Genomic DNA, 23,776 nt, shown 5'->3' with positions numbered 1-23,776 from the left:
CGATGAGCGACATCCTGCAGACGATCCTGGCCCGCAAGGCCGAAGAAGTGGCCCAGCGCCGCGCCCAGCGCCCGCTCGAGGCGCTGCAGGCCGCCGTGGCCAGCGCCCCGCCGGTACGTGGCTTCGTGCGCGCGTTGCAGGCGGCGGTGGCCAACGGCGACCCGGCGGTGATCGCCGAGGTGAAGAAGGCCAGCCCGTCCAAGGGCGTCATCCGCCCGGACTTCCGCCCGGCCGACATCGCCGTCAGCTACGAGTTCGGCGGTGCCAGCTGCCTGTCGGTGCTGACCGACGTGGATTTCTTCCAGGGCGCCGACGCCTACCTGCAGCAGGCGCGCGAGGCCTGCACGCTGCCGGTGCTGCGCAAGGACTTCGTGATCGACGCCTACCAGGTGTACGAGGCACGCGTGCTGGGCGCCGACTGCATCCTGCTGATCGTGGCCGCGCTGGACGACACCCAGCTGGCCACGTTGTCCGAATTGGCGTTGTCGCTGGGCATGGACGTGCTGGTGGAAGTGCACGACATCGATGAACTGGAGCGCGCCCTGCAGGTGCCGGCGCCGATGATCGGCATCAACAACCGCAACCTGCGCACGTTCGAGGTGTCGCTGCAGACCACGCTGGACATGCAGCAGGCCGTGCCGCGTGACCGCCTGCTGGTCACCGAGAGCGGCATCCTCGGCCCGCAGGATGTCGCGCTGATGCGCGATGCCGGGATCCATGCCTTCCTGGTCGGCGAGGCCTTCATGCGCGTGGAAGAGCCGGGCGAGGGCCTGCGTCAGCTATTCTTCGCGGCATGACAACGCACTATCCAACGCCGCGCGAGGATGCGCCGCTGGTGGTCTTCGACTTCGACCACACCCTCTACGACGGCGATTCGGGCACCCACCTGTTCGCCTCGCTGATCAAGCGCAACCCGTTGCGCATGCTGGCGGCACTGCTGGTCACGCCGATCGCCGGGCCGATGGTGGCGATGCTGCCGACCCGCCGTGCGGGCATCTCGGTCTATGTGTGGATCGGCAGCTTCGGCCTGCATCGTGCCCGCGACTTCAACAAGGTGATCGACGCCTATGTGCTGCGCAACCAGGCGCAGATGCGCGCCAAGCTGCTGCCGCAGGCGCTGGAGGTGTTCGCCGCGCACCGTGCCAAGGGCGACCGCGTGGTGGTCGCCACCGGCGCGCCGCCGGAACTGGCACGCGCCATCCTGGCCTTCGTGGCCCACCAGGACGTGCCGGTGATCGGCACCGAGGTCGGCCCGCGGCTGGGCGGCGTCGGCCCGACCCGTCACTGCCACAACGAAGAAAAGATGCGCATGCTGCGCGAGCGCGGCTATGGCGACATCGATATCGCCTATTCCGACAGTACCGCCGACCTGCCGCTGCTGCTGGCGGCCAAGGCGCCGGTGGTGGTGAACCCGAAGCCGGGCCGGGTGGCGTTCTTCCGCCGCGTGCTGCCAGCCGGCACCCGCATCCTCAACTGGGGTTGCGTGGACCGGGGCGGCGACAAGGCGTAGCCCGGGGCCAGATCCCGTCGGGGGCCTGACCCCATCGCACGATGACGGATCTGCCGGCCAGCGGCCGGCACTACCCTCCTCCGTCGCGGTAGTGCCGGCCGCTGGCCGGCAAACGCTCAATGCCCCAGGTACCCGTACACCGCGTGCCCGACCTGGAACAGGCTGATCCCCAGCACCAGCACGCCGACGGCCACCAGCACCCAGCGCTCTTTCACCCGCTTGACCAGGATCGCCGCCACCGGCGCGGCCATCATGCCGCCGATCAGCAGGCCGGCGACGATCTGCAGGTGCTGCACCCCCATCGACAGCAGGAAGGTCGCCGACACCGTCAGCGTGACCACGAACTCCGCCGCATTGACCGTACCGATCGTGGTACGCGCCTGGCCACCACGGGCGAGCAGGGTGGACGTGGCGATCGGCCCCCAGCCGCCACCGCCGCTGGCGTCGAGCAGGCCCGCGAAGAAACCCAGCACCGGTACCCGGCGGATCTCGCCCTTGGGCATCCAGCGTCCGGCCGCGCGGGCCAGGATGATGATCGCCAGCACCAGCAGGTACAGGTAGATCAGTGGCCGGATGATCTCGCCCGGGATCTGCGTGAGCACGTACGCGCCCACGGCACCGCCCACCGCGCCAGGCAGGGCCAGGCGCAGGAACAGGCGTTTATCGACATTTCCGGCTGCGAGGTGCGACACACCCGAGGCACCAGTGGTGAACACTTCGGCGGTGTGGATGCTCGCGCTGACCTGCGCCGGCGGCAGGCCCATGCTCAGCATCACCGACGAGGACACCAGGCCGAAGGCCATGCCCAGCGCGCCGTCGACCAGCTGTGCGCCCAGGCCGATGAGGATGAACCACCAGAATTCGCTGCTCAGCTCCATGCCCCGAGCCTAGCGCGCGAAGGGGGGCGGACCAAGGTCCGCACCCACCGGGGGCTCAACGGTCAACGGGTGCCGTACAGCACCACGGTCTTGCCGCGGGCATGCAGCAGGCCGTCGGTCTGCAGCTTCTTCAGCACGCGGCCGGCCATTTCGCGCGAGCAGCCGACCAGGCGTGCCAGTTCCTGGCGCGAGACGCGCAGCTGGCTGCCCTGCGGGTGGCTCATTGCTTCCGGTTCCTGCGCCAGGTCGTGCAGGGTGCGCACGATCCGGTCGGTGACGTCCAGGAATGCCAGTCGGCTGGCCTTGCGGCTGGTGTCGAGCAGGCGCCTGGAGATCTGCTGGCCCAGCGCGTACAGCAGGCGCGGGGCATCGGCCGACAGCGGGCCGAGGAACAGCTGATGCAGGCGCTCGTAGCTGATTTCAGCCAGCTCGCAGGCGGTGCGGGTCCGCAGGATCACCTCGCGGCGGTCCGATTCGACGAACAGGCCCATCTCGCCGACGAATTCGCCGGCACCGAAGTAGCCCAGCACAAGCTCGCGGTCGTCATCTTCCTCGGCCATGATCGAGACCGAGCCGCTGATGACGTAATACAGGGTTCCCGCCGGGTCACCGGGTCGGAAGACGTCGGTACGGGTGGGATATCGCCGCCTGTGGCTGTGCGCCAGGAAACGATCGATTGTGGCGATATCCAGGGCCAGTGGACTGCTAGCTAGGCGCACGGTTGACACGATAGGGGCGCTCCCTCTGCGCATGAACGGATTCACGGGGTCGATAGCGGAGCTTAACCAGCGCAATTGTTAAGGGCAAACAGTGTGCCAGAACTCTTGCGTCTTCACGTTCCCCCCGGGGGCAGTTTGCCCCATAATTCCCCCTTTCCCTTCTTACACAGGAATCGACCGCCGTGGTCAAGCCGTTGCCTCGCCTGAGGCTGCAGGGTTTCAACAACCTCACCAAGGCGCTGAGCTTCAACATCTATGACGTGTGTTACGCGCGCACCGAAGAGGAGCGTCAGCGTTACATTGAATACATCGATGAAGAGTACAACGCCGACAGGCTGACTCAAATCTTGACCGATGTCGCCGAGATCATCGGTGCCAACATCCTGAACGTGGCCCGCCAGGACTACGACCCGCAGGGTGCCTCGGTGACCATCCTGATCTCCGAAGAACCGGTGATCGACAAGAAGCTGGCCGGCAAGGAGCTGATCTCCGACGCGGTGGTCGCGCACATGGACAAGAGCCACATCACTGTCCATACCTACCCGGAAACCCATCCGCAGGAAGGCATCGCGACGTTCCGCGCGGACATCGACGTAGCCACCTGTGGCGTCATTTCCCCGCTGAAGGCCCTGAACTACCTGATCGAGAGCCTTGAGTCGGACATCGTGATCATGGACTACCGCGTCCGTGGCTTCACCCGCGATGTGAAGGGCAAGAAGCACTTCATCGACCACAAGATCAACTCGATCCAGAACTTCCTGGCCAAGAACATCAAGTCGCGTTACGAGATGTTCGACGTCAACGTCTACCAGGAGAACATCTTCCACACGAAGATGCACCTGAAGGACTTCGACCTGGATCAGTACCTGTTCGAGGAAAAGGCCAAGAACCTGTCGTTCAAGGAGCGCATGAAGATCGAAGCGCTGCTCAAGCGCGAGATCGAAGAGCTGTTCCACGGCCGGAACCTGTCCGAGTAAGCCCCATGCGCGATGCCTGCAGGCATCGCCGCCCAGGCGGGACGACCCGCCCCGTGGAACTGGTGTCGCACTTGCGATATTGTTCCACGGTGATGTGCCGACCCACGGCCCGGTGTGAAAACACCGGGCCGTTTTGTTTTCCCAAGAAAGGTAAGGAGCCCCCACCCATGCCCTGGATCTACCTGCTGCTGGCCGGCCTGTTCGAGATCGGTTTCGCCCTCGGAATGAAGTACTCGGAAGGTTTCAGCAAACCCCTGCCCACCGTTGCCACGGTGGTGTCGGCCCTGATCAGCCTGTACCTGATGAGCCAGGCGATGAAGAGCATCCCGGTCGGCACCGCCTACGCGATCTGGACCGGCATCGGAGCCATGGGCGTGGCGGTGCTGGGCATCTACCTGTTCAACGACAGCGCGTCGCCGGCCCGCCTGGCCTGCGTGGGACTGATCGTGGCCGGCGTGATCGGCCTGAAGCTGGTCTCGCCGAACTGATCTGTCGTGCCGGCCGCTGGCCGACCGGGCGGTCACAACGGACCGCGTGTCGCGGCTACAGCCGGTAGGCAATGGCCTTCATCACCCTGGAGGCCAGGGCCATCGCGCCGGGGATCGGGAACGGCAGGCGGCGTGCGCCGGCCTGCTCGGCATGCTCCGCATGGCGCGCCTCGTCTTCCTTCATCACCTGGATGACCGCGCGGCTGCGCAGGTCGCCGGCCGGCAGGTCGACCAGGTGCTCGTCCAGATGGGCTTCCACCTGGCGCTCGGTCTCGACCACGAAGCCCAGGTTCCAGCCGTCGCCACGCAGCCCGGCCAGGGTGCCGATGGTGTAGCTGCCGGCGTACCACAGGGGGTTGAACAGGCTGGGACGGCTGTCCAGTTCGGCCAGCCGGGTGGCGCACCAGGCCAGGTGGTCGGTTTCTTCCTGGGCCGCTTCCAGCAGATGGTCACGCGTGGCCGGGTCACGGGCCACGGCGGCCTGGCCGAAATACAGGCCCTGCGCGCAGACCTCGCCCACGTGGTTGATCCGCATCAGGCCAGCCGCGTGGCGGCGCTCGGCGCGATCCATGCCGGGCTCGCCGGTGTCCGTGGCGGGGTAGGGACGGGCCGCCGGCGGGTTGCCGAACACGGTGTCCAGGGCGCGCTGCGCCTCGGTCAGCAGGTGGTCCAGCGGGGTGGTCTGGCGGGGCACGGTCATGGCGGTACGCGGCGGGGCGGAAGACCCGTCGATTCTCGCCCGGCCCCGTCCCCCTGCCAACCCGCGGCGGGGCCGGCTTGCATCGCGGGCGTGACCTGCGTACAATCCCGCCTCTTGCGCTTCACCTTTCACAACGCGTGGCAGAGTTCCGGCGAGTCCTTCGCCGCAATGAGCCCGACCTAACCTAGAGTTCTTCATGAGCACTTTCACTGCCAAGAACGAGACCGTCCAGCGCGACTGGTACCTCGTCGACGCCGAGGGCAAGACCCTGGGCCGTCTCGCCACCGAGCTGGCCCGCCGTCTGCGTGGCAAGCACAAGCCGGTCTACACCCCGCACGTTGATACCGGCGACTACCTGGTCGTCATCAATGCAGAAAAGATTGCCGTCACCGGCAAGAAACTGCAGGACAAGATGTATCACCGTTTCACCGGTTACATCGGCAACCTGAAGACCGAATCCCTGGCCCAGGCGCTGGAGCGCCACCCGGAGCGCGTGATCGAGATCGCCGTGAAGGGCATGCTGCCGAAGGGCCCGCTGGGTCGCCAGATGTACCGCAAGCTCAAGGTCTACGCCGGCACTGAGCATCCGCACGCCGCACAGCAGCCGCAGGTTCTGGATATCTAATCATGGCTATCACTCAAAACTACGGCACTGGCCGCCGCAAGTCCTCCACCGCTCGCGTGTTCCTGCGCAAGGGTTCGGGCAACATCACCGTCAATGGCCGTCCGCTGGACGAGTTCTTCGGTCGTGAGACCGCGCGCATGATCGTGCGCCAGCCGCTCGAGCTGACCAAGAACACCGAGAGCTTCGACATCCTGGTCACCGCCGCTGGCGGCGGCACCACCGGCCAGGCCGGTGCGATCCGCCTGGGCATCGCCCGTGCGCTGGTCGAGTACGACGAAAGCCTGAAGTCCGAGCTGCGCAAGGCTGGCTTCATGACCCGCGACGCCCGTGAGGTCGAGCGTAAGAAGGTCGGTCTGCACAAGGCCCGCCGCGCCACCCAGTTCTCCAAGCGCTGATCCACCGCGCCTGGTTGGGCCCCTTCGGGGGCCCGCTGGATGGAAAAGCAAAAGCCCGGCTTCGGCCGGGCTTTTGTCGTTCTGGGGTCATGGATTTCCTGGTTGCCGGCCAGCGGCCGGCACTACCCATGGTTTCGCATCTCGGAAGGGGTGGGGTCAGGGCCCTTTCCTTTGGAAAAGGATCCGACCCCGGGCCTCTCTCTGGAGGAGGGTCCCCTTGGTGTTCAAGCGGGTGTGCCGACAGGCGCGGGGATAAGGTGGAATGCGCGACCAGATTAAAAGCAAAAGGCCAGATCTTTCGATCTGGCCTTTTGCTTTTAATTTGGCTGCCCCGGATGGATTCGAACCACCGAATGCCTGAGTCAGAGTCAGGTGCCTTACCGCTTGGCGACGGGGCAAAACGTGCAACTATTTTCTCACTCTTCACACTGAAAAACAACTTGAATTTCAGCGTGGTGGCTATGGGTGGACTCGAACCACCGACCCCAGCATTATGAGTGCTGTGCTCTAACCGGCTGAGCTACATAGCCTTGGTGAGCCCGCTATTCTGCGGATGTGTATGGCCCCTGTCAACACTTTTGTGCCGTGCTTGTGGGCCGACAGACGGCGTGGGATAGTCCCGACCAGTAGATTTTTTAGGAGTCCGCATCGTGATCGATCCGGACGGCTATCGACCGAACGTCGGCATCGTGCTGATGCGGCAGGACGGCCAGGTGTTCTGGGCACGACGCGTGCGCCGGGATGGTTGGCAGTTCCCGCAGGGCGGCATGAATACCGACGAGACGCCTGTCGAGGCCATGTATCGTGAACTGCAGGAAGAGACCGGCCTGCTGCCTGAGCATGTGGAAGTGCTCGGGGCGACACCCGGCTGGCTGCGCTACAAGCTGCCGGCGCGGGCCATCCGCCGCAACGAGCGGCAGGTCTGCATCGGCCAGAAGCAGGTCTGGTTCCTGCTGCGCCTGACCGGCGACGAATCCCACGTGAAGCTGGACCACACCGACTCGCCCGAGTTCGACCACTGGCGCTGGGTCGATTTCTGGTACCCGGTGGAGCACGTGGTGATGTTCAAGCGCGGGGTCTATGCGCGCGCGTTGCGACACCTGGCGCCGTTGGCGCGCGGGGTGGCAGGGCCGGGCGTCACCGCCATGCCCAAGAGTGCGGCCGAGGCCTGGATGCCCGGCCACACCGCCGGCCACGACCGGCCGCGCAAGCGCCCCCGGACCCGGGGCTATTGGCCGAAGAAGGCCACCGGCGACGGTCCGGCGAGCTGACAGCCTGAACGGTATCGAGAATGGTTCAGGTCTCTGATTGACAACCATTCTCGTTTCCATTGGAATAGCCAACAGGCCGCTACTGGCCTGCCAGCCCGGTTCCCGCCTGTGTACGTCTGCATCTGCAACGGAGTCACCGACCACCAGATCCGCGAAGCCGCCAGCCATGGCGTCAGTACGGTGGCCGAACTGACCATGCGTACCGGATGTGGTGCCACCTGCGGTTCCTGCCTGGACATGGCGGGTGATCTGCTGGCCAAGGCGCGCGCGACCCATGACCTGCCGCTGCCGGTCCTCGGCCTGGCACAGGTCGCCTGAGCGGTTCTTTCGCGGCGCAATGACGCCGCGCTTTCGCATCCTTCACGCGCGGCCGCGCAGGCCAATGCGCACGATTCGCGTTCCTTCACCCCGATACGCAAGGCGTTAAAGTGCCTGCGTTTTCAGCGTGCAGGAGCATCCCCATGAAGGGCGACACCAAGGTCATCGAATTCCTCAACAAGGTCCTCTACAACGAGTTGACCGCGATCAACCAGTACTTCCTGCACGCCAAGATGCTGAAGAACTGGGGCATCAAGGAACTGGCCGAACACGAGTACAAGGAATCGATCGACGAGATGAAGCATGCCGACATGCTCGCCGACCGCATCCTGTTCCTCGAAGGCCTGCCGAACTTCCAGGCGCTGGGCAAGCTGCGCATCGGCGAAAACCCGACCGAGATCCTGCAGTGCGACCTGTCGCTGGAACGCGATGGCGTGGTCACCCTGCGCGAGGCCGTCGCCCATGCCGATTCGGTCGGCGACTACGTCAGCCGCCAGCTGTTCGTGAAGATTCTCGATTCGGAAGAAGAGCACATCGACTGGCTGGAAACCCAGCTCGACCTGATCGAGCGCATCGGTGAGCCGAAGTACCTGCTGAGCAAGCTGGAAGAGTGAATCAGCCGGACTGGCCGGCGCGATGCTGTGCCAGGTAGCCGGTCAGCGCCACCCGTGCGCGGGCGAATTCGGCCACCAGCAGCGCCACCGCGACCGCGGGGCGCTGCAGGCTGCCACTCCGGGCTTCGTGCTCGATTCGCTGCGCAACCGCCGACAGCGACAGCGCGCCCACGTTCGCGCTCGATGATTTCAGGCTGTGCGCGAGCGCCTGCAGGCGCGGCTCATCACCGGCCTGCGCGGCCTGCTGCAGCTGCTGCACCATGACCGGTGCATCTTCCAGAAAGACCGTAACGATCTGGGTCGCAGCGTCGCCGATCACCGCGCGCAGTTCGTCCAGCACCCCGCGGTCGAGGACCGGTTGCGGCGTCGTGCCGACCGGGCCGTCATCGCCTTGGGGCGCCTGCTCCAGGCCGTCGCCAGCGACGTTGGCAGCCGCGCCTGCCGCTGCCGCCGGCTCTACGGAAGGCAGCGGCAACGAGGCCGCGTTCCGGCGACCCCAGCGCTGCAGCAGCGCGTGCAGCGTGGCGCGGTCGATCGGCTTGGACAGGTAATCGTCCATCCCCGCCTGCAGGCAGCGCTCGCGGTCGCCGGCCATGGCGTTGGCGGTCATTGCGATGATCGGCAGTCGCGCACGACCGGTTTCTGCTTCTTCGGCACGCCAGTGGCGCGTGGCGGCGTAGCCGTCCAGCACCGGCATCTGGCAATCCATCAATACGACGTCCACCTCACCCTGGCGCAGGGCAAGCAGTGCCTGCTCGCCATCGGCCGCATTGCGGACCTCGCACTGGAACACGCGCAGCAGCTGCTCGGCCACCATGCGGTTGACCGTGTTGTCCTCCACCAGCAGCACGCGCAGATGCAGCGGCGGCAGCGAGGCCACCGGTTGCGCGTCGTCCGCGTTGGCCAGCAGTGCTGCGGGGCGGGCAGGGGTGACCGGTGCAGCCAGCAGCGCATGCACGGCGGCATCGTCGAAGTGCGTGGGCAGCTGGCGCTGGCGCGGTCGTTGCGCCGGTGCGTCATCCTGCAGCCAGAGCACCTGCAGTGTGTCGTCGTCACCGCGCTCGGCCAGTGCCTGCTGCAGCGTCGCCTCGCCGCTGCGGCGCGCGCGCGCGTCGACCAGCAGCCAGGCCGGTGCCGGTTGTCCGGGCCGTGGCGCCGCGCGCAGGCGTTCGACCACGGCGTCCAGCTGCGACAGCACCTGTACCTGCAGCCCATGGTGGGCCGCGATGCGCCCGATGCGGGCCTGCAGCGGCGCGTCGGCACTGAACAGCAGCAGCGGGGCCGGCGCCCGCGACATCGCGGGCAGGTCGCCCGGCACCTTCAGCAGCGGAATCTCGAACCAGAACGTAGCACCCTGGCCGGGCGTGGACTGCACGCCGATGCGGCCGTGCATCAGGTCGATGATGCGTTTGCAGATGGCCAGGCCCAGGCCGGTGCCGCCATAGATGCGGGTGGTCGAGGCGTCGGCCTGGCTGAAGGACTGGAACAGGCGCGCCTGCAGGGCTTCATCGATGCCGATGCCGGTATCGATGACCTCGAAACGCAGCTGGTGCTGTGCGGCGCCTTCGCCCAGGCGCAGCACGCGTAGCTGCACGTGGCCGCGCGCGGTGAACTTGATCGCGTTGGCCAGCAGGTTGCTCAGGACCTGGCGCAGGCGTACCGGGTCGCCGCGCACCGGCAGGCGCACCGATGGATCAAGCTGCAGGGCCAGGGCCAGGCCCTTGGCATCGGCCGCGCGCTGCATCAGCTGGACGACGCCATCGAGCAGATCGCGCAGGTTGAAACTGGTGATCTCCAGTTCCAGCGCCTGTGCCTCCAGCCGTGAGTAATCGAGGATGTCGTCGACGATGCGCAGCAGCTGCTGCGAGCTGGCCGAGGCAGTGGCCAGCATCTGTCGCTGGTCTTCGCCCAGCGGCCCGCGCGCGATCAGCTCCAGCATCGGCAGGATGCCATTGAGCGGGGTGCGGATCTCGTGGCTCATCGTGGCCAGGAACTCGCCCTTGGCCAGCGCAGCCGCTTCGGCGGCCTGCTTGGCCTGCAGCAGCTGCTGCTCGAGCTGGCCCTGGCGTTCGGTGGTGCGGCGCAGCTGGTCGCGCTCAGCGGCGAGCGCGTCGTGGGCGCGCCGCAGCTGGGCCAGTGCCTGGGCGCGCGCGCGCAGGCGCAGGCCCACCACCAGCGCCGGGGCGGCTGCAGCGAGGGCAACCAGCAGCACGCCCCACAGCGGCACGTCAGAGCACCGCGTTGTGGAAGTCGAAGTTCAGGTCGCTGCCGGCCGACTGCACCATGTTGCCCTGGATGTAGTCCACGCCGCCGACCCACATCGCCGCAGCCGCCTGCGGATCCTCGATCTGCTGGCCGATGATCTTCAGTCCGGCGGCATGCGCCTGTTCGATCGCCTTGCGCAGTTCCTCGCGCGTGGCGGGGTTGGAATGGCTGCTGGAGAAGCGCGCGGCCATGCGCACGAACGACAGCGGCAGCTGGGTCAGCAGGGCGTCGGCCTCGCCGCCGGGTTCGAACTGGCTCAGGCAGAAGCGCACCCCGGCACTGGCCATGCGCTGGCAGAACTGCTGCAGCGGCACGGTGTGGATCAGCGCATCGGGCAAGCGCACGTCGATCACCAGCGCAGCGCCGGGCAGGTCACGTTGCTGCAGCGATTCCAGCAGCCAGTCGGCGAAGGCATCGCGCTGCAGGGTGCGCAGCGACTGCGAGACGAACAGGTTCAGCGGCTGCGTCGCGTGCCGGTACAGATCCAGCAGCCCCAGCGCGTGGTCCATGACCTGCTGGTCGAGGTCGGCGATGCGGCCCGCTGCTTCCGCCGCCGGGATCACCTGGCCGGCGGCCAGCACCGTGCCATCGGCCTGGCGCAGGCGCAGCAGCAGCTGGTACTGCGCGGTGTTGCCACCGGCAACGGCGACGATCGGCTGGTAGGCCAGTTCCAGCTGGCCTTCCAGCAGGGCCAGATGCTCCTGTTCGGTGACCGCCTGGCGATGCACATGGCCCGCCACGCCGGCACTGAGCAGGCGGGCCTGCAGGGTGGTGCGCTCGACCGCCTCCAGCGCACTGTTGGCATCCTCGAAGCCCGGTGACAGGGGGGCATAGCCGACCACGCCGCGCAGGTGCACCGATTCGTCGTCGCGGATCACGAAGGCGCGTGCCGACAGCTGCTCGCGCAGGGAAGCGGCGATGCCCTCCAGCGCGTCCTCGTCGGCGTTGCGGGCCAGCAGCAGGAAGCTGTTGTCGTTCAGGCGGGCCAGCAGGTGCGGATGCCCGGCCTCGGCCAGGCGCTGCCCGGCCTGCACCATCAGCCGTTCAAACGCGGCATAGCCATAGCGCTCGCGCAGGCCCAGCGCGCTGGCCACTTCGACGAAGAACACGCCGCCGCGGTCGCGGTGGGCAAGTGCGGTGTTGAGCTGCTGCAGCACGTGATGGCGCGTCGGCAGCCCGGTTTCCGGATTGCTGGTGGCCGGTGCGCCGCTGGCACCAGGCAGGGTCGCCGCCTGGGCGCGTGCGCGGCGGATGCGGTTGGCCACCGCGGCGATCAGGTGGCGGGGCCGGATCGGCTTGCTCAGGTAATCGTCGGCGCCGCTGTCGAGTACTTCGAACTGGCGCTCCGGATCCGGATCACCGCTGAGGAACACGATCGGCAGCAGCTGCAGGCCGGGCTGCTGGCGGATCAGTGCGGTCAGCCGCATGCCATCCAGCCCGGGCAGGTGCAGATCCATCAGGATCAGGTCGGGGCGGTGTTCCTTGATCGCCTGCAGCGCGCCATCGGCGTCGCTGTGCACGATCGCCTGCATGCCGGCGCCGTGCAGCACGCTCTGCGCGAACAGGGCCTGCGCACGATCGTCTTCGACGATCAGCACGCGGTAGGGCGAGTCCGATGACGGTGGGGCAAGATCGTTGTTGCCGGCTTCGGCCGCGGTGATCGGACCGGGCAGCGGCGGCGGTGCGCCGTTGACCGGGGCAGGCACATCGGCCGCCACGGCGGGCGGGGCCGCAGCCATCGGTGCGGCAACCGCAGGCGGCGCCACCTCCGGCGTCCAGCGTTGCCAATGATCGGCCGGAGGGGTTTCAGCGCGTCCCGGGCGGGCGCCCGCGGGGGATTCGTTTGCGGCCATCGGTGCTCCTGGTGTTCGCGTCCATTATGCGACAAGCCCGGTGCTCAGCCGCTGCCGGTGTGCCCGGGGGCTGATGCGGATGCACCGCGCGCCAGCCAGCGCACGCCCTTCCACAGTGCGCGCCAGACCAGCCACACCAGCAGTGCGCCGGCCAGGCTGCAGGCCAGCACCACCACCAGGGCGATCCACGGATGCGCCAACGCCAGTGCCAGCCCGCCGACCGCCACGGTGTCTTCGGCAGCGGACGCCACCCAGTTGCTGGCCGGTTCCGGTGAGGTGTTGAGCAGGGCGCGGGTGCCGGCCTTCAGGCCGTGGCTGGCCAGGGCGACGCCGGCACCGGCGGCGAGTGCGCCGGCGCCGAGCTGACCGTCCGGCGACAGGGTGGCCGCTGCGAGGAACGCGCCGGCCGGCACGCGTGCAAGCGTCTGCACCAGGTCCCAGACCGAGTCCACGCCGGGAATCTTGTCGGCGAAGAACTCGGCGATGGCCAGTGCTGCCGACGTGCCCAGCACCCACCAGGATTCGGTGGCCTGCAGGGCGGACGGCAGCTCGACCCAGCCGAGCAGGCCGGCCAGGCCGACGCCGAACACGGTGAGGTAGACGCGGATTCCGGCCAGCCAGGCCAGCAGGATGCCGATCACGAACAGGTGGGCTTCGGTCATGGCGGTGCTCCGGCGACGGAACTGTGCAGGGGGCCACACTATCGACGATGGCGTGCCTGAACGCCACAGACCGTGGCCGGCCAGGGCGCAGGAAACCCCCTCGTCCTGTCATACACTAACCCGTCGTTTGCCACAGGGGCCGTACCGGTGTCGCCCTCGCGATACCCCGGAAACCACCCATGACCAACCGTCCTCCCATGCGCGTGCAGGTCCGCCTGCCCGGCGCGCCGCAACCGCCTGCCGACCGTCGCCGCCTGCTGGTGATCGGCGGCATCTGGCTGCTCAGCCTGGTGCTGGCGGTGCTTGGCGGCTGCTGGATGGCCACCCCGCGCGATGCCCAGGGCCAGCGCCTGCAGGCCGCCGAGAAGCGTGCCGAGACGCTGCAGGCGCAGTTGACCGAGCTGCGCCAGAAGCAGGCCACGCTGGAAGCCTCCGACCGCATCAGCCGCGCCGCCAACACCGAGGTGCAGTCCTCGCTGGCCGAACGCGATGAGGAAATCGCCGGGCTGCGCGCCGATGTCGCCTTCTACGAGCGACTGGTCGGCTCGACCAGCCAGCGCAAGGGCCTGAACACCCATTCGATCGAGTTCAGCCCGGAGGCGGCCGGCACCTGGCAGTACACCGCCGTGCTGACCCAGAACCTCAACCGCGGTGCCATCAGCCAGGGGCAGATGCGCTTCACCGTGGAAGGCGTGAAGAACGGCAAGCTGGCCACGATCAGCTGGGATGATCTGCACCAGCGCAGCAAGGTGCCGGGACAGGATTACTCGTTCCGGTACTTCCAGCAGCTCACCGGCAGCGTGATGCTGCCGGCTGACTTCACCCCGCAACGCGTGCGGGTGACATTGGGGAGTGGTACGGGGGGTACCACCCAGGTATTCGACTGGAAACAGGCCGGTGCGCCGGCCAGCAAAGGGGAGTAGGCAGATGTTCGGAAGCAGCAAATCCAACCGTGACGGCCAGCTGGTGGTGGATGCCCTGATCGGCAACCAGGTGGTGATCCGCGGTGACGTGGAATTCAGTGGGGGGCTGTATGTGGAAGGCCGCATCCACGGCAAGGTGATTGCCAGCGAAGGCGCCAGTGGTGCAACCCTGACGGTTGCCGAGCATGGCGTGATCGAGGGCGAGATCCGCGCGCAGGTGGTGGTCATCAGTGGCCGCCTGGACGGCGACGTGCATGCCACCGAGAAGGTCGAACTGACCCCGAGCGCACGGGTCAATGGCAATGTCCATTACCAGGTGGTGGAGATGAATGCGGGGGCCCAGCTGAACGGCCGCCTGATCCATGCCAGCGCACCGGTCGCGGCGCTGCCGGCACCGGACGGCGACGAGGCCAAGGGCGACAAGGGCGACACCGCCGCGCGCCGCAAGCTGGCCGAGGCGATGGCTTGAAAGCCGTCGCCGGCACCCCCATGCTGGCAGCATGAGTACGCTAGTCTCCCTGCCCGGCGCCACCCCGGTTGCCGCGCCCGATTACCAGTCACTGGAGCGTCCGCTGAACTTCACCGAGTCGGCGGCCGCCAAGGTCAAATCCCTGATCCAGGAAGAGGGCAACCCCGACCTGGCGCTGCGCGTGTACATCGAGGGCGGTGGCTGTTCGGGCTTCCAGTACGGGTTCGAGTTCGATGAGAACCGTGCCGAGGACGACCTGGCGGTGCAGACCAGCGGGGTGACCCTGCTGGTCGACCCGCTGAGCCTGCAGTACCTGATGGGGGCCGAGGTGGATTACACCGAGAGCCTGACCGGTGCGCAGTTCGTGATCCGCAACCCGAACGCGAAGACCACCTGCGGCTGCGGCAGCAGCTTCAGCATGTAGCAGATCCACGCCACGCGTGGATGCGCGGTGCCCGCGACCGCGCCTGTGGACCACACGGGCAAACTGCGCACAGTGCCGACCTTGCCACCCGCCTCGATTGGCGGCACGCTTGGCGGATGCCCAATACTCCTTCGCCGCTTTCCGGTTTTGCCTTCGTTGGCGAACCCCTGGAGCGCGCCGATGCCCTGCGCGAGGATGCCGATGCATTGGCGCGCCTGTGGCCGGGCGCGCGCATCCTCGTCCTCGATCAGGACGGCAGCGCCTTCACCGGCGATGATGACCAGCCGTTGGCGCTGACCGGCGCCGACATCGGTGGTGGCCCCGGTGCTGCGATCTTCCTTGGCCTGCGTGGGGAACAGGCATGGTTCTCGGTCGAAGCCGCCAATGTCACGGTGAGCGCACCCAGACGCCTTGATCTGCGCCAGGCGGCCTTGCTGTGGTCGACGGCTGACGCGACCGCCTTCAGCTATGCCCGCGGCATGTCCTACTGGCACTCGCGCACCCGCTTCTGCGGTGTGTGTGGCGGTGCCGTGGCATTCGCCCGGGGCGGCTTCGTCGGCCGTTGCGCGCAGTGTTCCACCGAACATTACCCCCGCGTGGATCCGGCCGTGATTGTCGCGGTGGAAAACCAGGGGCGGTTGTTGCTGGGCCGGCAGTCGAACTGGGCCCCGCGTCGTTACTCGGTGCTGGCCGGCTTCGTCGAACCCGGCGAGACCTTCGAGCAGACCGTGGTGCGCGAAGTCCATGAGGAGAGCAAGGTGCGGGTAACCGCCTGTCAGTATCTCGGATCGCAACCATGGCCGTTCCCCGGCGCGCTGATGGTCGGCTTCCGTGCGCAGGCATTGGACGACCTGCCGACCGTGGATGGCGAGCTGGAGGATGCGCGCTGGTTCAGTGCCGACGAAGTTGGCGCTGCGCTGGCCCGTGATGTGGAGGATGACGGCGAGGGGATCCGCCTGTCGCCGCCGATCTCGATTTCGCGTGGGCTCATCGAGCACTGGTACCGCGAGCAGCAGGGCTGAGCCGACGCTGCCGCCGGGCCGTGGTGGCCGCTGTATTGCCGCCACCTGAACACGGCCCGGGTTACAGTCCGGTTCACCGCTGAGGGGGCCGCTGCGACAGGTAAGGTAGCGGCGCCGAGCGTTCTGTTTCGTAGGGAGACCTGCCATGTTCACCACTCTGGCCGCCGTGCTGGTGGCGCTGGCCCTGGGCCATGTTGCCCCCGCCGCTGCCGCTTCGCTGCGCCGTTTCGACGGCTTCCGGCGCTGGCTGGGCTGGCTGGACGCGCACGGCGGCAAGGCATGGCAGGGACCGGCCGGTGTGGCGCTGGCGCTGCTGCCGCCGCTGTTGCTGATGGCGCTGCTGGCGTGGCTGCTGCGCGGGGTGCTGTTCGGCCTGCCGTCGCTGCTGCTGGGCGTGGCGGTGCTGGCCTGGTGCTGGGGGCCGCGCGACCTGGATCGCGATATCGAAGCCATCATCGATGCCGATGACGCGGCGACGCGGCAGGCGGCCGTGCGCAACCTGCAATCCGCCGGCGGCAGCCTGCGCGAGGACGTGCCATCGCTGGTCGAGGCGACCGTGCTCAATGCGCTGCGGCGCTGGTTCGCGGTGCTGTTCTGGTTCCTGTTGCTGGGCCCGGCCGGTGCGTTGGGCTACCGCTTGCTGGCGCTGATGGCGGAAAGCCCGATGCGTGCACGCGTGCCGGTGGAGCCGCTGGCACTGGCGCAGCGCCTGCTGGGATGGATCGAGTGGCCGGTAGCGCAGCTGATGGCGTTCTCGATGGCGCTGGTGGGCAACTTCGATACGGCGTGGAAGGCCTGGCGCCAGGCCCATGGCGAGCGCCTGGCGGGCACCATCGGTTTCCTGGGCGCGGTGGCGCGGGCCAGCGTCAACGCCGAGCTGCGCGAGGATGCGCACGATTACACCGAGGCCGGGCTGTTGCCGGTGTGGCAGCGGCTGCCGGACCTGCGTGATGCGATGAGCCTGGTGTGGCGGATGCTGCTGCTGTGGCTGGCGATTCTCGCCCTGCTGGTGATTGCAGGCTGGGTGACGTAGGTGTTTTGGCAGGGCTTGCAGCCCTGCACCTGCAGAGGCAACAGAGCAACAGCAACGGCAACCGCTGGATTGCTGCGGGTTGGCGGGGTGGGTCGGATGGCGGGGGACGCCGTGAATCCGTCCATGGAGGCTTGGTCGCCGCATCCATGCGGCTCACACCCCCGCCATCCGACCCACCCCGCCTTCGACCGTTTTCCGCGCACGGACGTTCTCCAGAGCCGAGCCATGCTTGGCTCCGAGCGAGCGTAGCGAAGCGATCCGCTTCCGCTTTTGATCTTCTTTTTCTTTTCCGTGGTGGACGTGCACGGAAACTGTCCGTGGCCGGGCGGGTGGGCTGCGCAGGGGCGTGAGCCGCATGGATGCGGCGACCGAGCTTACATGGACGTACTTGCAGCGACCCCTGCGCAGTCCACCCGCCCGGCCAATCCCATGATCGACAAACGCCGCCCATCACGAGGGGCTGCGCCGTTGGCTGGAAGCCTAGACCGGTGCCAGTGCGGTGAACGGTGCCCACGGCAGGTTGCGCAGCAGCGCATACCCGGGCAGCAGCCAGAGCCAGAACGTGGGATTGGCCAGTACCCGCATCAACGGGTCGAGCACGCGCGGGCGGATGCCGGCGGTGTTCAGCAGCATCAGCAACAGGAACGGCAGGCTGATGACCAGCAGCGGGTTCATCGCCATCGCGCCGGGCAGGTCGAAGTGGACCAGTGAATACAGGCAGCGGGTGCTGCCACAGCCCGGGCAGTACAGGCCGGTCAGCGCGTACAGCGGGCAGCTCGGCAACGGATTGCCGGCGACATAGGGATTGACGTTGCGCAGCACCAGCGCGGCACCGGCGGCCAGGCCGGTGGCGGCCAGCAGCGGTGCCCAGCGGGCCAGTCGGGATCGGGAAGGCAGTGCGGACATGCAGCAACGGATCCGGCGCAGGCGCCGGATCCGTCCACGCGGATCAGTAGCCGCTGTTGCTCATCGCACCCATGCCGCCGAGAGCGACGATCAGGATGCCGTACAGCACGGCGACCACGACGGCGGCGATGGCCGACCAGATGGCCCACTTCTTGGCCTTGGCCGAGGATTCCTGGGCACCGGCGATATCGCCAGCGGCCAGCTTGCCGTTGACCTGCGCGGCGTAGACGATCGACACGATACCGGCCGGCAGGCAGCAAAACAGGGTGCTCAGGATGGCCCAGACCAGGTTGTTCGGGACCTGCGGAGTGGCGGTGTTCATGGGTTCAAGCTCCTTGATGGGTGGTGGTGGTGAATCATTGGTCGGAAAGAGCGCCCAGTACGGCCAAGCCGCCGAACAGCCCGAACCACAACAACAACAGGACCGGCAGGGCCACGGCCGAAGCCACCGCCCACCAGCCCGCCTTGCGCGACGCGCTGTAGGCCCCCGGCAGGTCGCCCGCCGCGCGGCGGCCATCGACCTGGGAGGCGTAGACGATCGACACCACGCCCAACGGCAGGCAGCAGAACAGCGTCGTCAGGATTGCCCAGACCAGATGGTTGGGGATGTAGACCGGACGGCTGAGCGGTGGCGGTTGATTCAAAGCGAGACTCCATTCCTTGGTGGCCGGCCCTGGTGCATTGGCCGAACCTCCCCCCTGTGGGTGCGTAATCTACCTCAACCTGCGCTGCATGTATGCGGTTACAGTCAGATACTGCCGTGTATGGCCCTTGACCGGGCGCGTCTGACGGCCCCTGCAATGAAACAGAGGCCGTCGTGGCAGGGGGGATGGGGTTGTTGCCTGCAAGGGTTACCGGCGGCCGCGCGGCCGATCAGGCGTGATCACCACGCAGGGCCCGCACCTGAGCCTCCAGCACCGGGGCGCTGGTGGCGCGGCCATCCACGGCCGGTGCCGCCACCACCTCGACCGTGGCGCGGAAACGACGCGGCACCCGCATGCGGCCAAGCCGGCTGACGCGCCGGCTCCACATGCTCGACCACATGCCACGCAGGGCCATCGGCACCACCGGCACCGGCCGTCGCTCGAGGATCTTCTCGACGCCGGACTTGAACGGCGCCATCTCTCCGTCGCGGGTCAGCGCACCTTCCGGGAAGATGCATACCAGCTCACCCTCGGCCAGCGCAGCGTCGATCTCGTCGAACGCGCGCTGCATCAGCGCCGGGTCCTCGCGCGCGCCGGCAATCGGGATCGCCTTGGCAGTCCGGAATATCCAGCGCATCACCGGGATGTTGAAGATCTTGTAGTACATGACGAAGCGCACCGGGCGCGGAATCGTCGCCGACAGGATCAGCGCGTCCATGTAGCTGACGTGGTTGCAGACCAGCAGTGCGGCACCTTCGTCCGGCACGTTGGCCTCGATGCCGTGCGGGCGCAGCCGGTACAGGGTGCGCACCATCAGCCAGCTGAGGAAGCGCATCAGGAATTCGGGGACGATGGTGAAGATGTAGATCGCCACCAGCGCGTTGGCGATGGCCAGCGCCAGGAACTGCTGCGGAATGGTCCAGTGCAGCAGCGTGTGCGCGGCCAGCGACAGCAGCGCCGCAGCGACGATGAAGCCCGAGTTCTGGATGTTCAACGCCGCGAACACGCGCGACATCTGCGCCTTCGGGGTGCGGCTCTGGATCAGCGCGAACAGGGGTACCACGAAGATGCCGGTGAACAGGCCGATGCCGATCAGGTCGATGACGATGCGCAGGCTGCCGGGCTGCTGCAGGAACGGCCCGATGGTCAGCCCGTGCACGGTCGCTTCGCCGCTGCGGGCGAAGTACAGGTCGAGCAGGAACGCGGTCATGCCAAACGCGCCCAGCGGCACCAGGCCGATTTCCACGGTACGGGCCGACAGCTTTTCGCACAGCAGCGAGCCGACGCCGGTGCCGACCGAGAACAGGGCCAGCGCGAAGATGTACAGGGTCGGCTCGCCGCCCAGGTGGGTGACCGCGTAGGCCGGCAGCTGGGAGGTCAGTACGGTGCCGACGAACCAGAACCAGGACACGCCCAGGATCGAGTTGCGCACGGCCTTCTGCTGGCGCGCCATGCGCAGCACCGCCAGCGATTCCGGCAGCGGGTTCCAGTTGATCTTCAGGGCAGGGTCGCCGGCATCGACCTTCGGGATCAGGCGCGCGGCGATGTTGCCGCAGATCGCCAGTGCGATGATCGCGCACGCGGCCACCACGGTGCCGTGGCTGCCGGCCACGGTGAACACCAGGCCACCGACGATCATGCCGGAGAGAATCGACATCGAGGTGCCCATCTCGACCAGGCCGTTGCCGCCGGTCAGCTCCTCGGGCCTGAGCACCGAGGGCAGGACCGAATACTTCACCGGGCCGAACAGGGTCGACTGCATGCCGGTGCAGAACAGGGCGACCAGCAGCACCGGCAGGCTCTGGGTGAGGAAGCCGGTGGCCGCCAGCGACATGATCACGATCTCCATGGTGGTGGTGATCACGATCAGGCGCGATTTCTCCAGCTTGTCGGCGATCTGCCCGGCCAGTGCCGAGAACAGGAAATACGGCAGGATGAAGATGGCCGGCGCCAGGGTGGCGTACAACCCCAGTTCTTCTTCCGGCACGGCCATGAACAGCAGCATGCTGATGATCGCCTGCCGGTACACGTTGTCATTGAACGCACCGAGCGCCTGCACCACGAAAAACGGCAGGAAGCGGCGCTGGCGCAGCAGGGCGAACTGGTTGTGACCGGACATGGAACCTCCTTGACCGGCGCAGCCTAGCATTCCTGCCCGTGATCAGGTCAGACTGGTTACCGCCTCATTGGCCGCCGCCCGCACCTTCGGCAGCATCCGCAGGACCAGTGCCATCTGCGTACGGATCAGCTGCAGTTTCGGCGGCATCGCGTCCTCGATCTGCTCCAGCTCTGCGGCCACCGCGCGGTCAGCGTCGTTGTCATCCTCGGCGACCGGTTGCCGAGCGGCCAGCGCCGAGGCCAGCTGCTGCAGTGCCTTGCGCACGCGCTCACCGGCCGCCAATGCCAGCGGATCGCCGGCATAGCTGTCCACCTGGTCGCGATGCGCGCCCAGGGCCGACAGATGACCGAGCAGGGTGTTGGACAGCGCCAGGAAACGGAAGCCGGCGTCCAGGTTGCGGCGGACATGGCCCGGCTCGCGCAGCATGTTCGACAGCGCGGTGGACAGCGCAGCATCGGCGTTGTGCATGTCGCGGCGGGCGATGCGGTAGGCAAGGTCATCGCGCATGCCGCTGCGGTACTGGCCGAGCACTGAATCCAGGTAGCGGGCGGCGGTGTCCAGCACGCGCGCCAGCACCAGGTGCAGCTGGCGGCCCTGCCAGTCGGGCAGGATCAGGAACGCCGCCGCTGCGGCGATCGCGCAGCCCAGCACCGTATCGACCATGCGCGGCACGATCAGCACGAAGCCATCACCGATCAGGTTGAAACAGGTCAGGGCCATCACCGTGATGGCCGCCGACGCCACCAGGTAGCGGTCGGTGCGGGTGAAGAAGAACAGCAGCGCCGACAGCAGCGCGATCAGCAGCTGCACGTGCAGTTGCGGGAACAGCTGCAGCAGCGCCCAGGTCAGCACCAGGCCGGCCAGCGTGCCGACGATGCGCTGCGCCAGGCGCTGGCGGGTGGCGCCGAAGTTGGGCCGGCACACGAACACGATGGTCAGCAGCACCCACGAGCCGTTCTGCGCATTGAACAGGCGGATCGCGGCAAAGCCGGCGATCAGCGCCAGCGCCATGCGCAGGCCATGGCGGAACAGCACCGAGCCGGGCGTGAGCTGCTGGCGGATGCGCACGCCCATCTCGCGCAACGTGTGCGGGTTGCTGTCGCGCAGACGGGTGTCGACGTTGTCGAGGCTGGCTTCGGAACGCTCGGCATCCAGCAGCCGCCGTTCGATGCTGCGCAGGTTGTGCACCAGCAGGTCCAGTGAACCGAGCAGGCGCTGCCATTGCGGCCGCTGCTGGTCGCGCAGGTAGGCCAGCGCATCGGCCAGGTCACGCCCGGCCTGCTGGTTGCTTTCGCCGTACACGAACGGGCGGCGCAGGCGGATCGCTTCGCCCAGGCGCGCGCAGGCCTGGCCCTGCAGGTCGAGCAGGCGCTGGCAGCGGTACAGCACGTCGCTGTGGAAGAACGCGTCCACCAGCGCGCCATAGGGGTAGTGCGAGGAACTGGCGCGCTCGTGGAAATCCTGCGCCATGTAGTACAGGCGCAGGTACAGTCCGGAATTCACCCCCGGTCGGCCGGAGCGGCCGAAGCGGGCCAGGATCGCGGTCTTGGCCTCGTTCAACGCACCGACCACACGGCGGTTCTGTTCGGCCAGGTCGAGCTGGCGGCGTTGCAGGTCGGCTTCGCGCACCGGTTCGAACAGCGCGGCCTTCAGTTGCAGGTAGCGGCCCAGTTCCTGGTACAGCCGCGCAACGCGCTCACGCACCGGCCGGTTGGCGAACAGCGCGGTCCACAGGATCGACAACAGGCCGTACCAGACCGCACCGGCCAGCAGGTGGCTGACCGCGTCCAGCGCACTGTGCAGGTCGCTGGCACCGTGCTGCTCCAGGCCGATCATGGTGTAGATCGCCAGCGTCACCGTGGCCTGGGCAATGGACGCGTAGCGCTCGCCGAGCGCGCCAAGCAGGGTCAGGCCGAAGGTGGACAGTGCCAGCGCGCCGATGAAGACCCACGGCCACGGGAACAGCCAGATCACCGAGGCCGCAGCGAGGCAGAAGCACAGCAGCGACAGCATCACGGCCTTGGTCCGGCCCCACCAGTTGTCGTCGGTTTCCGCGATGGCACTGGCGATGATGCCGAGGAACACGCCCGGCAGGGCAGTCAGTGCATCGAACTGCCAGCACACAGCAACCGCGGTGGCCAGCGCGATGAACACGCGCAGGCCGTAGCTGGCCTTTTCGTGGGCCCAGAGGCGGCTGAGGCGGGATTGTCGGGCAGGCATGCAGGCTCGGTGGACGGATCTGCCGCCATTATTGCGGCCTGCGCGTGAAATATGGAGTGCGGCCCAGCGGTCTGCACCCACGGTAGTGCCGCCCGCTGGCCGGCAGCTTGGCCGCTCGGTGCATCGACAAAGCCGGCCAGCGGCCGGCTCTACCAGAGCGATGCGCGTTGCGCGCGCCAGCGGTCCGCACTCAGTCCGTTCCCACGGTAGTGCCGGCCGCTGGCCGGCAGCTTGGCCGCACAGTGCATCGGAAAAGCCGGCCAGCGGCCGGCTCTACCAGAGCGATGTGTGTTGCGCGCGCCAGCGGTCCGCACTCAGTCCGTTCCCACGGTAGTGCCGGCCGCTGGCCGGCAGCTTGGCCGCACGGTGCATCGGCAAGGCCGGCCAGCGGCCGGCTCTACCAAAGCGATGTGCGTTGCGCGCGCCTGCGCACGCGACGGGCGGGCCAACGGTCCGCACCCAGTCCGCACCCGCGGTAGTGCCGGCCGCTGGCCGGCAGCTTGGCTGCACGGTGCATCGGCAAAGCCGGCCAGCGGCCGGCTCTACCAGAGCGATGTGCGTTGCGCGCGCCTGCGCACGCGACGTGCGGGCCAACGGTCGGCACCCAGTCCGTTCCCACGGTAGTGCCGGCCGCTGGCCGGCAGCTTGGTTGCACGGTGCATCGGCAAAGCCGGCCAGCGGCCGGCTCTACCAGAGCGATGTGCGTTGCGCGCGCCTGCGCACGCGACGTGCGCGCCAACG

The 23,776-nt window shown here is 67.7% G+C and carries 25 protein-coding genes and 2 tRNA genes; 14 read left to right on the top strand and 13 right to left on the bottom strand.

What is annotated here, in order from left to right; genetic code table 11:
- Window positions 1-2: 2 nt before the first annotated feature.
- Together trpC and AC5P9I_RS13780 are read left to right on the top strand one after the other, a co-directional pair.
- Entirely contained in the window at window positions 3-797 is a 795-nt protein-coding gene (gene trpC, locus AC5P9I_RS13785) for an indole-3-glycerol phosphate synthase TrpC (RefSeq protein WP_049432395.1), read from the top strand.
- Complete coding sequence (locus AC5P9I_RS13780; RefSeq protein WP_005419826.1) at window positions 794-1,510, top strand: haloacid dehalogenase-like hydrolase; 717 nt, start codon at window positions 794-796, stop codon at window positions 1,508-1,510. Before trpC ends, AC5P9I_RS13780 begins: the two co-directional genes overlap by 4 nt.
- A 116-nt stretch (window positions 1,511-1,626) precedes the next feature.
- On the opposite strand, the gene AC5P9I_RS13775 is transcribed toward AC5P9I_RS13780, so the two are convergent.
- Window positions 1,627-2,388, bottom strand: coding sequence for a sulfite exporter TauE/SafE family protein (locus AC5P9I_RS13775; protein WP_053461581.1), 762 nt, complete (start codon window positions 2,386-2,388; stop codon window positions 1,627-1,629).
- Between the two features lie 62 nt (window positions 2,389-2,450).
- Window positions 2,451-3,140: a cAMP-activated global transcriptional regulator CRP gene (crp, locus tag AC5P9I_RS13770; protein ID WP_495229814.1), complete on the bottom strand. Its 690-nt coding sequence runs from the start codon at window positions 3,138-3,140 to the stop codon at window positions 2,451-2,453.
- Between the two features lie 149 nt (window positions 3,141-3,289).
- Between crp and speD the strand changes: the two genes are divergently transcribed.
- Window positions 3,290-4,084 carry an adenosylmethionine decarboxylase gene (gene speD / locus AC5P9I_RS13765; protein ID WP_005411315.1) on the top strand — a complete coding sequence of 265 codons (795 nt, stop codon included), beginning with the start codon at window positions 3,290-3,292 and terminating at the stop codon, window positions 4,082-4,084.
- Between the two features lie 167 nt (window positions 4,085-4,251).
- The gene (locus AC5P9I_RS13760) at window positions 4,252-4,572 is read left to right on the top strand and encodes a DMT family transporter (RefSeq protein WP_005419816.1); all 321 of its coding nucleotides are present in this window, start codon (window positions 4,252-4,254) and stop codon (window positions 4,570-4,572) included.
- A 55-nt stretch (window positions 4,573-4,627) separates the two neighbouring features.
- On the opposite strand, the gene coq7 is transcribed toward AC5P9I_RS13760, so the two are convergent.
- Window positions 4,628-5,272 (bottom strand): 2-polyprenyl-3-methyl-6-methoxy-1,4-benzoquinone monooxygenase, encoded by a 645-nt coding sequence (coq7, locus tag AC5P9I_RS13755; protein WP_074726635.1) that lies wholly within the window; start codon window positions 5,270-5,272, stop codon window positions 4,628-4,630.
- Window positions 5,273-5,468: 196 nt separating this feature from the next.
- On the opposite strand from coq7, the gene rplM reads away from it, so the two are divergent.
- Both rplM and rpsI read left to right on the top strand, forming a co-directional pair.
- Window positions 5,469-5,897: a 50S ribosomal protein L13 gene (gene rplM, locus AC5P9I_RS13750; protein ID WP_005414692.1), complete on the top strand. Its 429-nt coding sequence runs from the start codon at window positions 5,469-5,471 to the stop codon at window positions 5,895-5,897.
- 2 nt (window positions 5,898-5,899) lie between these two features.
- On the top strand, window positions 5,900-6,292 hold the full coding sequence (gene rpsI / locus AC5P9I_RS13745; RefSeq protein WP_019661502.1) for a 30S ribosomal protein S9: 393 nt from the start codon (window positions 5,900-5,902) through the stop codon (window positions 6,290-6,292).
- A 323-nt stretch (window positions 6,293-6,615) separates the two neighbouring features.
- On the opposite strand, the gene AC5P9I_RS13740 is transcribed toward rpsI, so the two are convergent.
- Together AC5P9I_RS13740 and AC5P9I_RS13735 are read right to left on the bottom strand one after the other, a co-directional pair.
- A tRNA-Gln gene (locus AC5P9I_RS13740) sits at window positions 6,616-6,690 on the bottom strand.
- A gap of 55 nt (window positions 6,691-6,745) precedes the next feature.
- Window positions 6,746-6,822 (bottom strand) — tRNA-Met (locus AC5P9I_RS13735).
- Between the two features lie 120 nt (window positions 6,823-6,942).
- On the opposite strand from AC5P9I_RS13735, the gene AC5P9I_RS13730 reads away from it, so the two are divergent.
- The 3 genes from AC5P9I_RS13730 to bfr all read left to right on the top strand — a co-directional run bounded on the left by AC5P9I_RS13730 (window position 6,943) and on the right by bfr (window position 8,495).
- Window positions 6,943-7,563: an RNA pyrophosphohydrolase gene (locus AC5P9I_RS13730; RefSeq protein WP_033833578.1), complete on the top strand. Its 621-nt coding sequence runs from the start codon at window positions 6,943-6,945 to the stop codon at window positions 7,561-7,563.
- Between the two features lie 108 nt (window positions 7,564-7,671).
- Window positions 7,672-7,881, top strand: a complete 210-nt coding sequence (locus AC5P9I_RS13725; protein ID WP_005411309.1) for a (2Fe-2S)-binding protein — start codon at window positions 7,672-7,674, stop codon at window positions 7,879-7,881.
- 143 nt (window positions 7,882-8,024) lie between these two features.
- The gene (bfr, locus tag AC5P9I_RS13720; RefSeq protein ID WP_033833577.1) at window positions 8,025-8,495 is read left to right on the top strand and encodes a bacterioferritin; all 471 of its coding nucleotides are present in this window, start codon (window positions 8,025-8,027) and stop codon (window positions 8,493-8,495) included.
- Window position 8,496: 1 nt separating this feature from the next.
- Here the strand turns inward: bfr and AC5P9I_RS13715 are convergent, their stop codons facing one another.
- The 3 genes from AC5P9I_RS13715 to AC5P9I_RS13705 are packed head-to-tail and all read right to left on the bottom strand — an operon-like array spanning window position 8,497 to window position 13,275.
- Window positions 8,497-10,722 (bottom strand): hybrid sensor histidine kinase/response regulator, encoded by a 2,226-nt coding sequence (locus AC5P9I_RS13715; protein WP_130768251.1) that lies wholly within the window; start codon window positions 10,720-10,722, stop codon window positions 8,497-8,499.
- A 1-nt stretch (window position 10,723) separates the two neighbouring features.
- A complete protein-coding gene (locus AC5P9I_RS13710) occupies window positions 10,724-12,613 on the bottom strand; it encodes an EAL domain-containing protein (RefSeq protein ID WP_074726633.1) in 1,890 nt (629 codons plus the stop codon).
- A gap of 44 nt (window positions 12,614-12,657) precedes the next feature.
- The gene (locus AC5P9I_RS13705) at window positions 12,658-13,275 is read right to left on the bottom strand and encodes a DUF4126 domain-containing protein (protein ID WP_130768250.1); all 618 of its coding nucleotides are present in this window, start codon (window positions 13,273-13,275) and stop codon (window positions 12,658-12,660) included.
- 179 nt (window positions 13,276-13,454) lie between these two features.
- Between AC5P9I_RS13705 and AC5P9I_RS13700 the strand changes: the two genes are divergently transcribed.
- The 5 genes from AC5P9I_RS13700 to ampE all read left to right on the top strand — a co-directional run bounded on the left by AC5P9I_RS13700 (window position 13,455) and on the right by ampE (window position 17,146).
- Complete coding sequence (locus AC5P9I_RS13700) at window positions 13,455-14,198, top strand: DUF6776 family protein (protein ID WP_005411304.1); 744 nt, start codon at window positions 13,455-13,457, stop codon at window positions 14,196-14,198.
- A 4-nt stretch (window positions 14,199-14,202) separates the two neighbouring features.
- Complete coding sequence (locus AC5P9I_RS13695) at window positions 14,203-14,667, top strand: bactofilin family protein (protein ID WP_049467999.1); 465 nt, start codon at window positions 14,203-14,205, stop codon at window positions 14,665-14,667.
- A gap of 31 nt (window positions 14,668-14,698) precedes the next feature.
- The gene (gene erpA / locus AC5P9I_RS13690; RefSeq protein ID WP_005419789.1) at window positions 14,699-15,091 is read left to right on the top strand and encodes an iron-sulfur cluster insertion protein ErpA; all 393 of its coding nucleotides are present in this window, start codon (window positions 14,699-14,701) and stop codon (window positions 15,089-15,091) included.
- 116 nt (window positions 15,092-15,207) lie between these two features.
- The gene (gene nudC, locus AC5P9I_RS13685) at window positions 15,208-16,113 is read left to right on the top strand and encodes an NAD(+) diphosphatase (RefSeq protein WP_049467998.1); all 906 of its coding nucleotides are present in this window, start codon (window positions 15,208-15,210) and stop codon (window positions 16,111-16,113) included.
- A 145-nt stretch (window positions 16,114-16,258) separates the two neighbouring features.
- A complete protein-coding gene (gene ampE, locus AC5P9I_RS13680) occupies window positions 16,259-17,146 on the top strand; it encodes a regulatory signaling modulator protein AmpE (protein WP_049467996.1) in 888 nt (295 codons plus the stop codon).
- Window positions 17,147-17,626: 480 nt separating this feature from the next.
- On the opposite strand, the gene AC5P9I_RS13675 is transcribed toward ampE, so the two are convergent.
- The 5 genes from AC5P9I_RS13675 to yccS all read right to left on the bottom strand — a co-directional run bounded on the left by AC5P9I_RS13675 (window position 17,627) and on the right by yccS (window position 23,035).
- Window positions 17,627-18,052, bottom strand: a complete 426-nt coding sequence (locus tag AC5P9I_RS13675; protein ID WP_049468614.1) for a DUF2752 domain-containing protein — start codon at window positions 18,050-18,052, stop codon at window positions 17,627-17,629.
- Window positions 18,053-18,095: 43 nt separating this feature from the next.
- Window positions 18,096-18,374 (bottom strand): CD225/dispanin family protein, encoded by a 279-nt coding sequence (locus tag AC5P9I_RS13670; protein ID WP_049468612.1) that lies wholly within the window; start codon window positions 18,372-18,374, stop codon window positions 18,096-18,098.
- Window positions 18,375-18,408: 34 nt separating this feature from the next.
- A complete protein-coding gene (locus AC5P9I_RS13665) occupies window positions 18,409-18,696 on the bottom strand; it encodes a CD225/dispanin family protein (protein ID WP_005419784.1) in 288 nt (95 codons plus the stop codon).
- A 229-nt stretch (window positions 18,697-18,925) separates the two neighbouring features.
- Window positions 18,926-20,815: an MFS transporter gene (locus AC5P9I_RS13660; RefSeq protein ID WP_049468611.1), complete on the bottom strand. Its 1,890-nt coding sequence runs from the start codon at window positions 20,813-20,815 to the stop codon at window positions 18,926-18,928.
- A 42-nt stretch (window positions 20,816-20,857) separates the two neighbouring features.
- Complete coding sequence (gene yccS, locus AC5P9I_RS13655) at window positions 20,858-23,035, bottom strand: YccS family putative transporter (RefSeq protein ID WP_049468608.1); 2,178 nt, start codon at window positions 23,033-23,035, stop codon at window positions 20,858-20,860.
- Between the last annotated feature and the right edge of the window lie 741 nt (window positions 23,036-23,776).

This window comes from Stenotrophomonas sp. YJH_SMC_29 (assembly GCF_059371235.1).
Note: the sequence above shows the minus strand (reverse complement) of the source record. Positions and strands in the feature narration are given on the sequence as shown.

What these genes read in the sequence shown, in the direction of transcription:
- trpC (WP_049432395.1), top strand. Translation starts at nt 3, where the DNA reads ATGAGCGACATCCTGCAGACGATCCTGGCCCGCAAGGCCGAAGAAGTG.
- AC5P9I_RS13780 (WP_005419826.1), top strand. Translation starts at nt 794, where the DNA reads ATGACAACGCACTATCCAACGCCGCGCGAGGATGCGCCGCTGGTGGTC.
- AC5P9I_RS13775 (WP_053461581.1), bottom strand. Translation starts at nt 2,388, where the DNA reads ATGGAGCTGAGCAGCGAATTCTGGTGGTTCATCCTCATCGGCCTGGGC.
- crp (WP_495229814.1), bottom strand. Translation starts at nt 3,140, where the DNA reads ATGCGCAGAGGGAGCGCCCCTATCGTGTCAACCGTGCGCCTAGCTAGC.
- AC5P9I_RS13760 (WP_005419816.1), top strand. Translation starts at nt 4,252, where the DNA reads ATGCCCTGGATCTACCTGCTGCTGGCCGGCCTGTTCGAGATCGGTTTC.
- coq7 (WP_074726635.1), bottom strand. Translation starts at nt 5,272, where the DNA reads ATGACCGTGCCCCGCCAGACCACCCCGCTGGACCACCTGCTGACCGAG.
- rplM (WP_005414692.1), top strand. Translation starts at nt 5,469, where the DNA reads ATGAGCACTTTCACTGCCAAGAACGAGACCGTCCAGCGCGACTGGTAC.
- rpsI (WP_019661502.1), top strand. Translation starts at nt 5,900, where the DNA reads ATGGCTATCACTCAAAACTACGGCACTGGCCGCCGCAAGTCCTCCACC.
- bfr (WP_033833577.1), top strand. Translation starts at nt 8,025, where the DNA reads ATGAAGGGCGACACCAAGGTCATCGAATTCCTCAACAAGGTCCTCTAC.
- AC5P9I_RS13710 (WP_074726633.1), bottom strand. Translation starts at nt 12,613, where the DNA reads ATGGCCGCAAACGAATCCCCCGCGGGCGCCCGCCCGGGACGCGCTGAA.
- AC5P9I_RS13705 (WP_130768250.1), bottom strand. Translation starts at nt 13,275, where the DNA reads ATGACCGAAGCCCACCTGTTCGTGATCGGCATCCTGCTGGCCTGGCTG.
- AC5P9I_RS13700 (WP_005411304.1), top strand. Translation starts at nt 13,455, where the DNA reads ATGACCAACCGTCCTCCCATGCGCGTGCAGGTCCGCCTGCCCGGCGCG.
- AC5P9I_RS13695 (WP_049467999.1), top strand. Translation starts at nt 14,203, where the DNA reads ATGTTCGGAAGCAGCAAATCCAACCGTGACGGCCAGCTGGTGGTGGAT.
- erpA (WP_005419789.1), top strand. Translation starts at nt 14,699, where the DNA reads ATGAGTACGCTAGTCTCCCTGCCCGGCGCCACCCCGGTTGCCGCGCCC.
- nudC (WP_049467998.1), top strand. Translation starts at nt 15,208, where the DNA reads ATGCCCAATACTCCTTCGCCGCTTTCCGGTTTTGCCTTCGTTGGCGAA.
- ampE (WP_049467996.1), top strand. Translation starts at nt 16,259, where the DNA reads ATGTTCACCACTCTGGCCGCCGTGCTGGTGGCGCTGGCCCTGGGCCAT.
- AC5P9I_RS13675 (WP_049468614.1), bottom strand. Translation starts at nt 18,052, where the DNA reads ATGTCCGCACTGCCTTCCCGATCCCGACTGGCCCGCTGGGCACCGCTG.
- AC5P9I_RS13670 (WP_049468612.1), bottom strand. Translation starts at nt 18,374, where the DNA reads ATGAACACCGCCACTCCGCAGGTCCCGAACAACCTGGTCTGGGCCATC.
- AC5P9I_RS13660 (WP_049468611.1), bottom strand. Translation starts at nt 20,815, where the DNA reads ATGTCCGGTCACAACCAGTTCGCCCTGCTGCGCCAGCGCCGCTTCCTG.
- yccS (WP_049468608.1), bottom strand. Translation starts at nt 23,035, where the DNA reads ATGCCTGCCCGACAATCCCGCCTCAGCCGCCTCTGGGCCCACGAAAAG.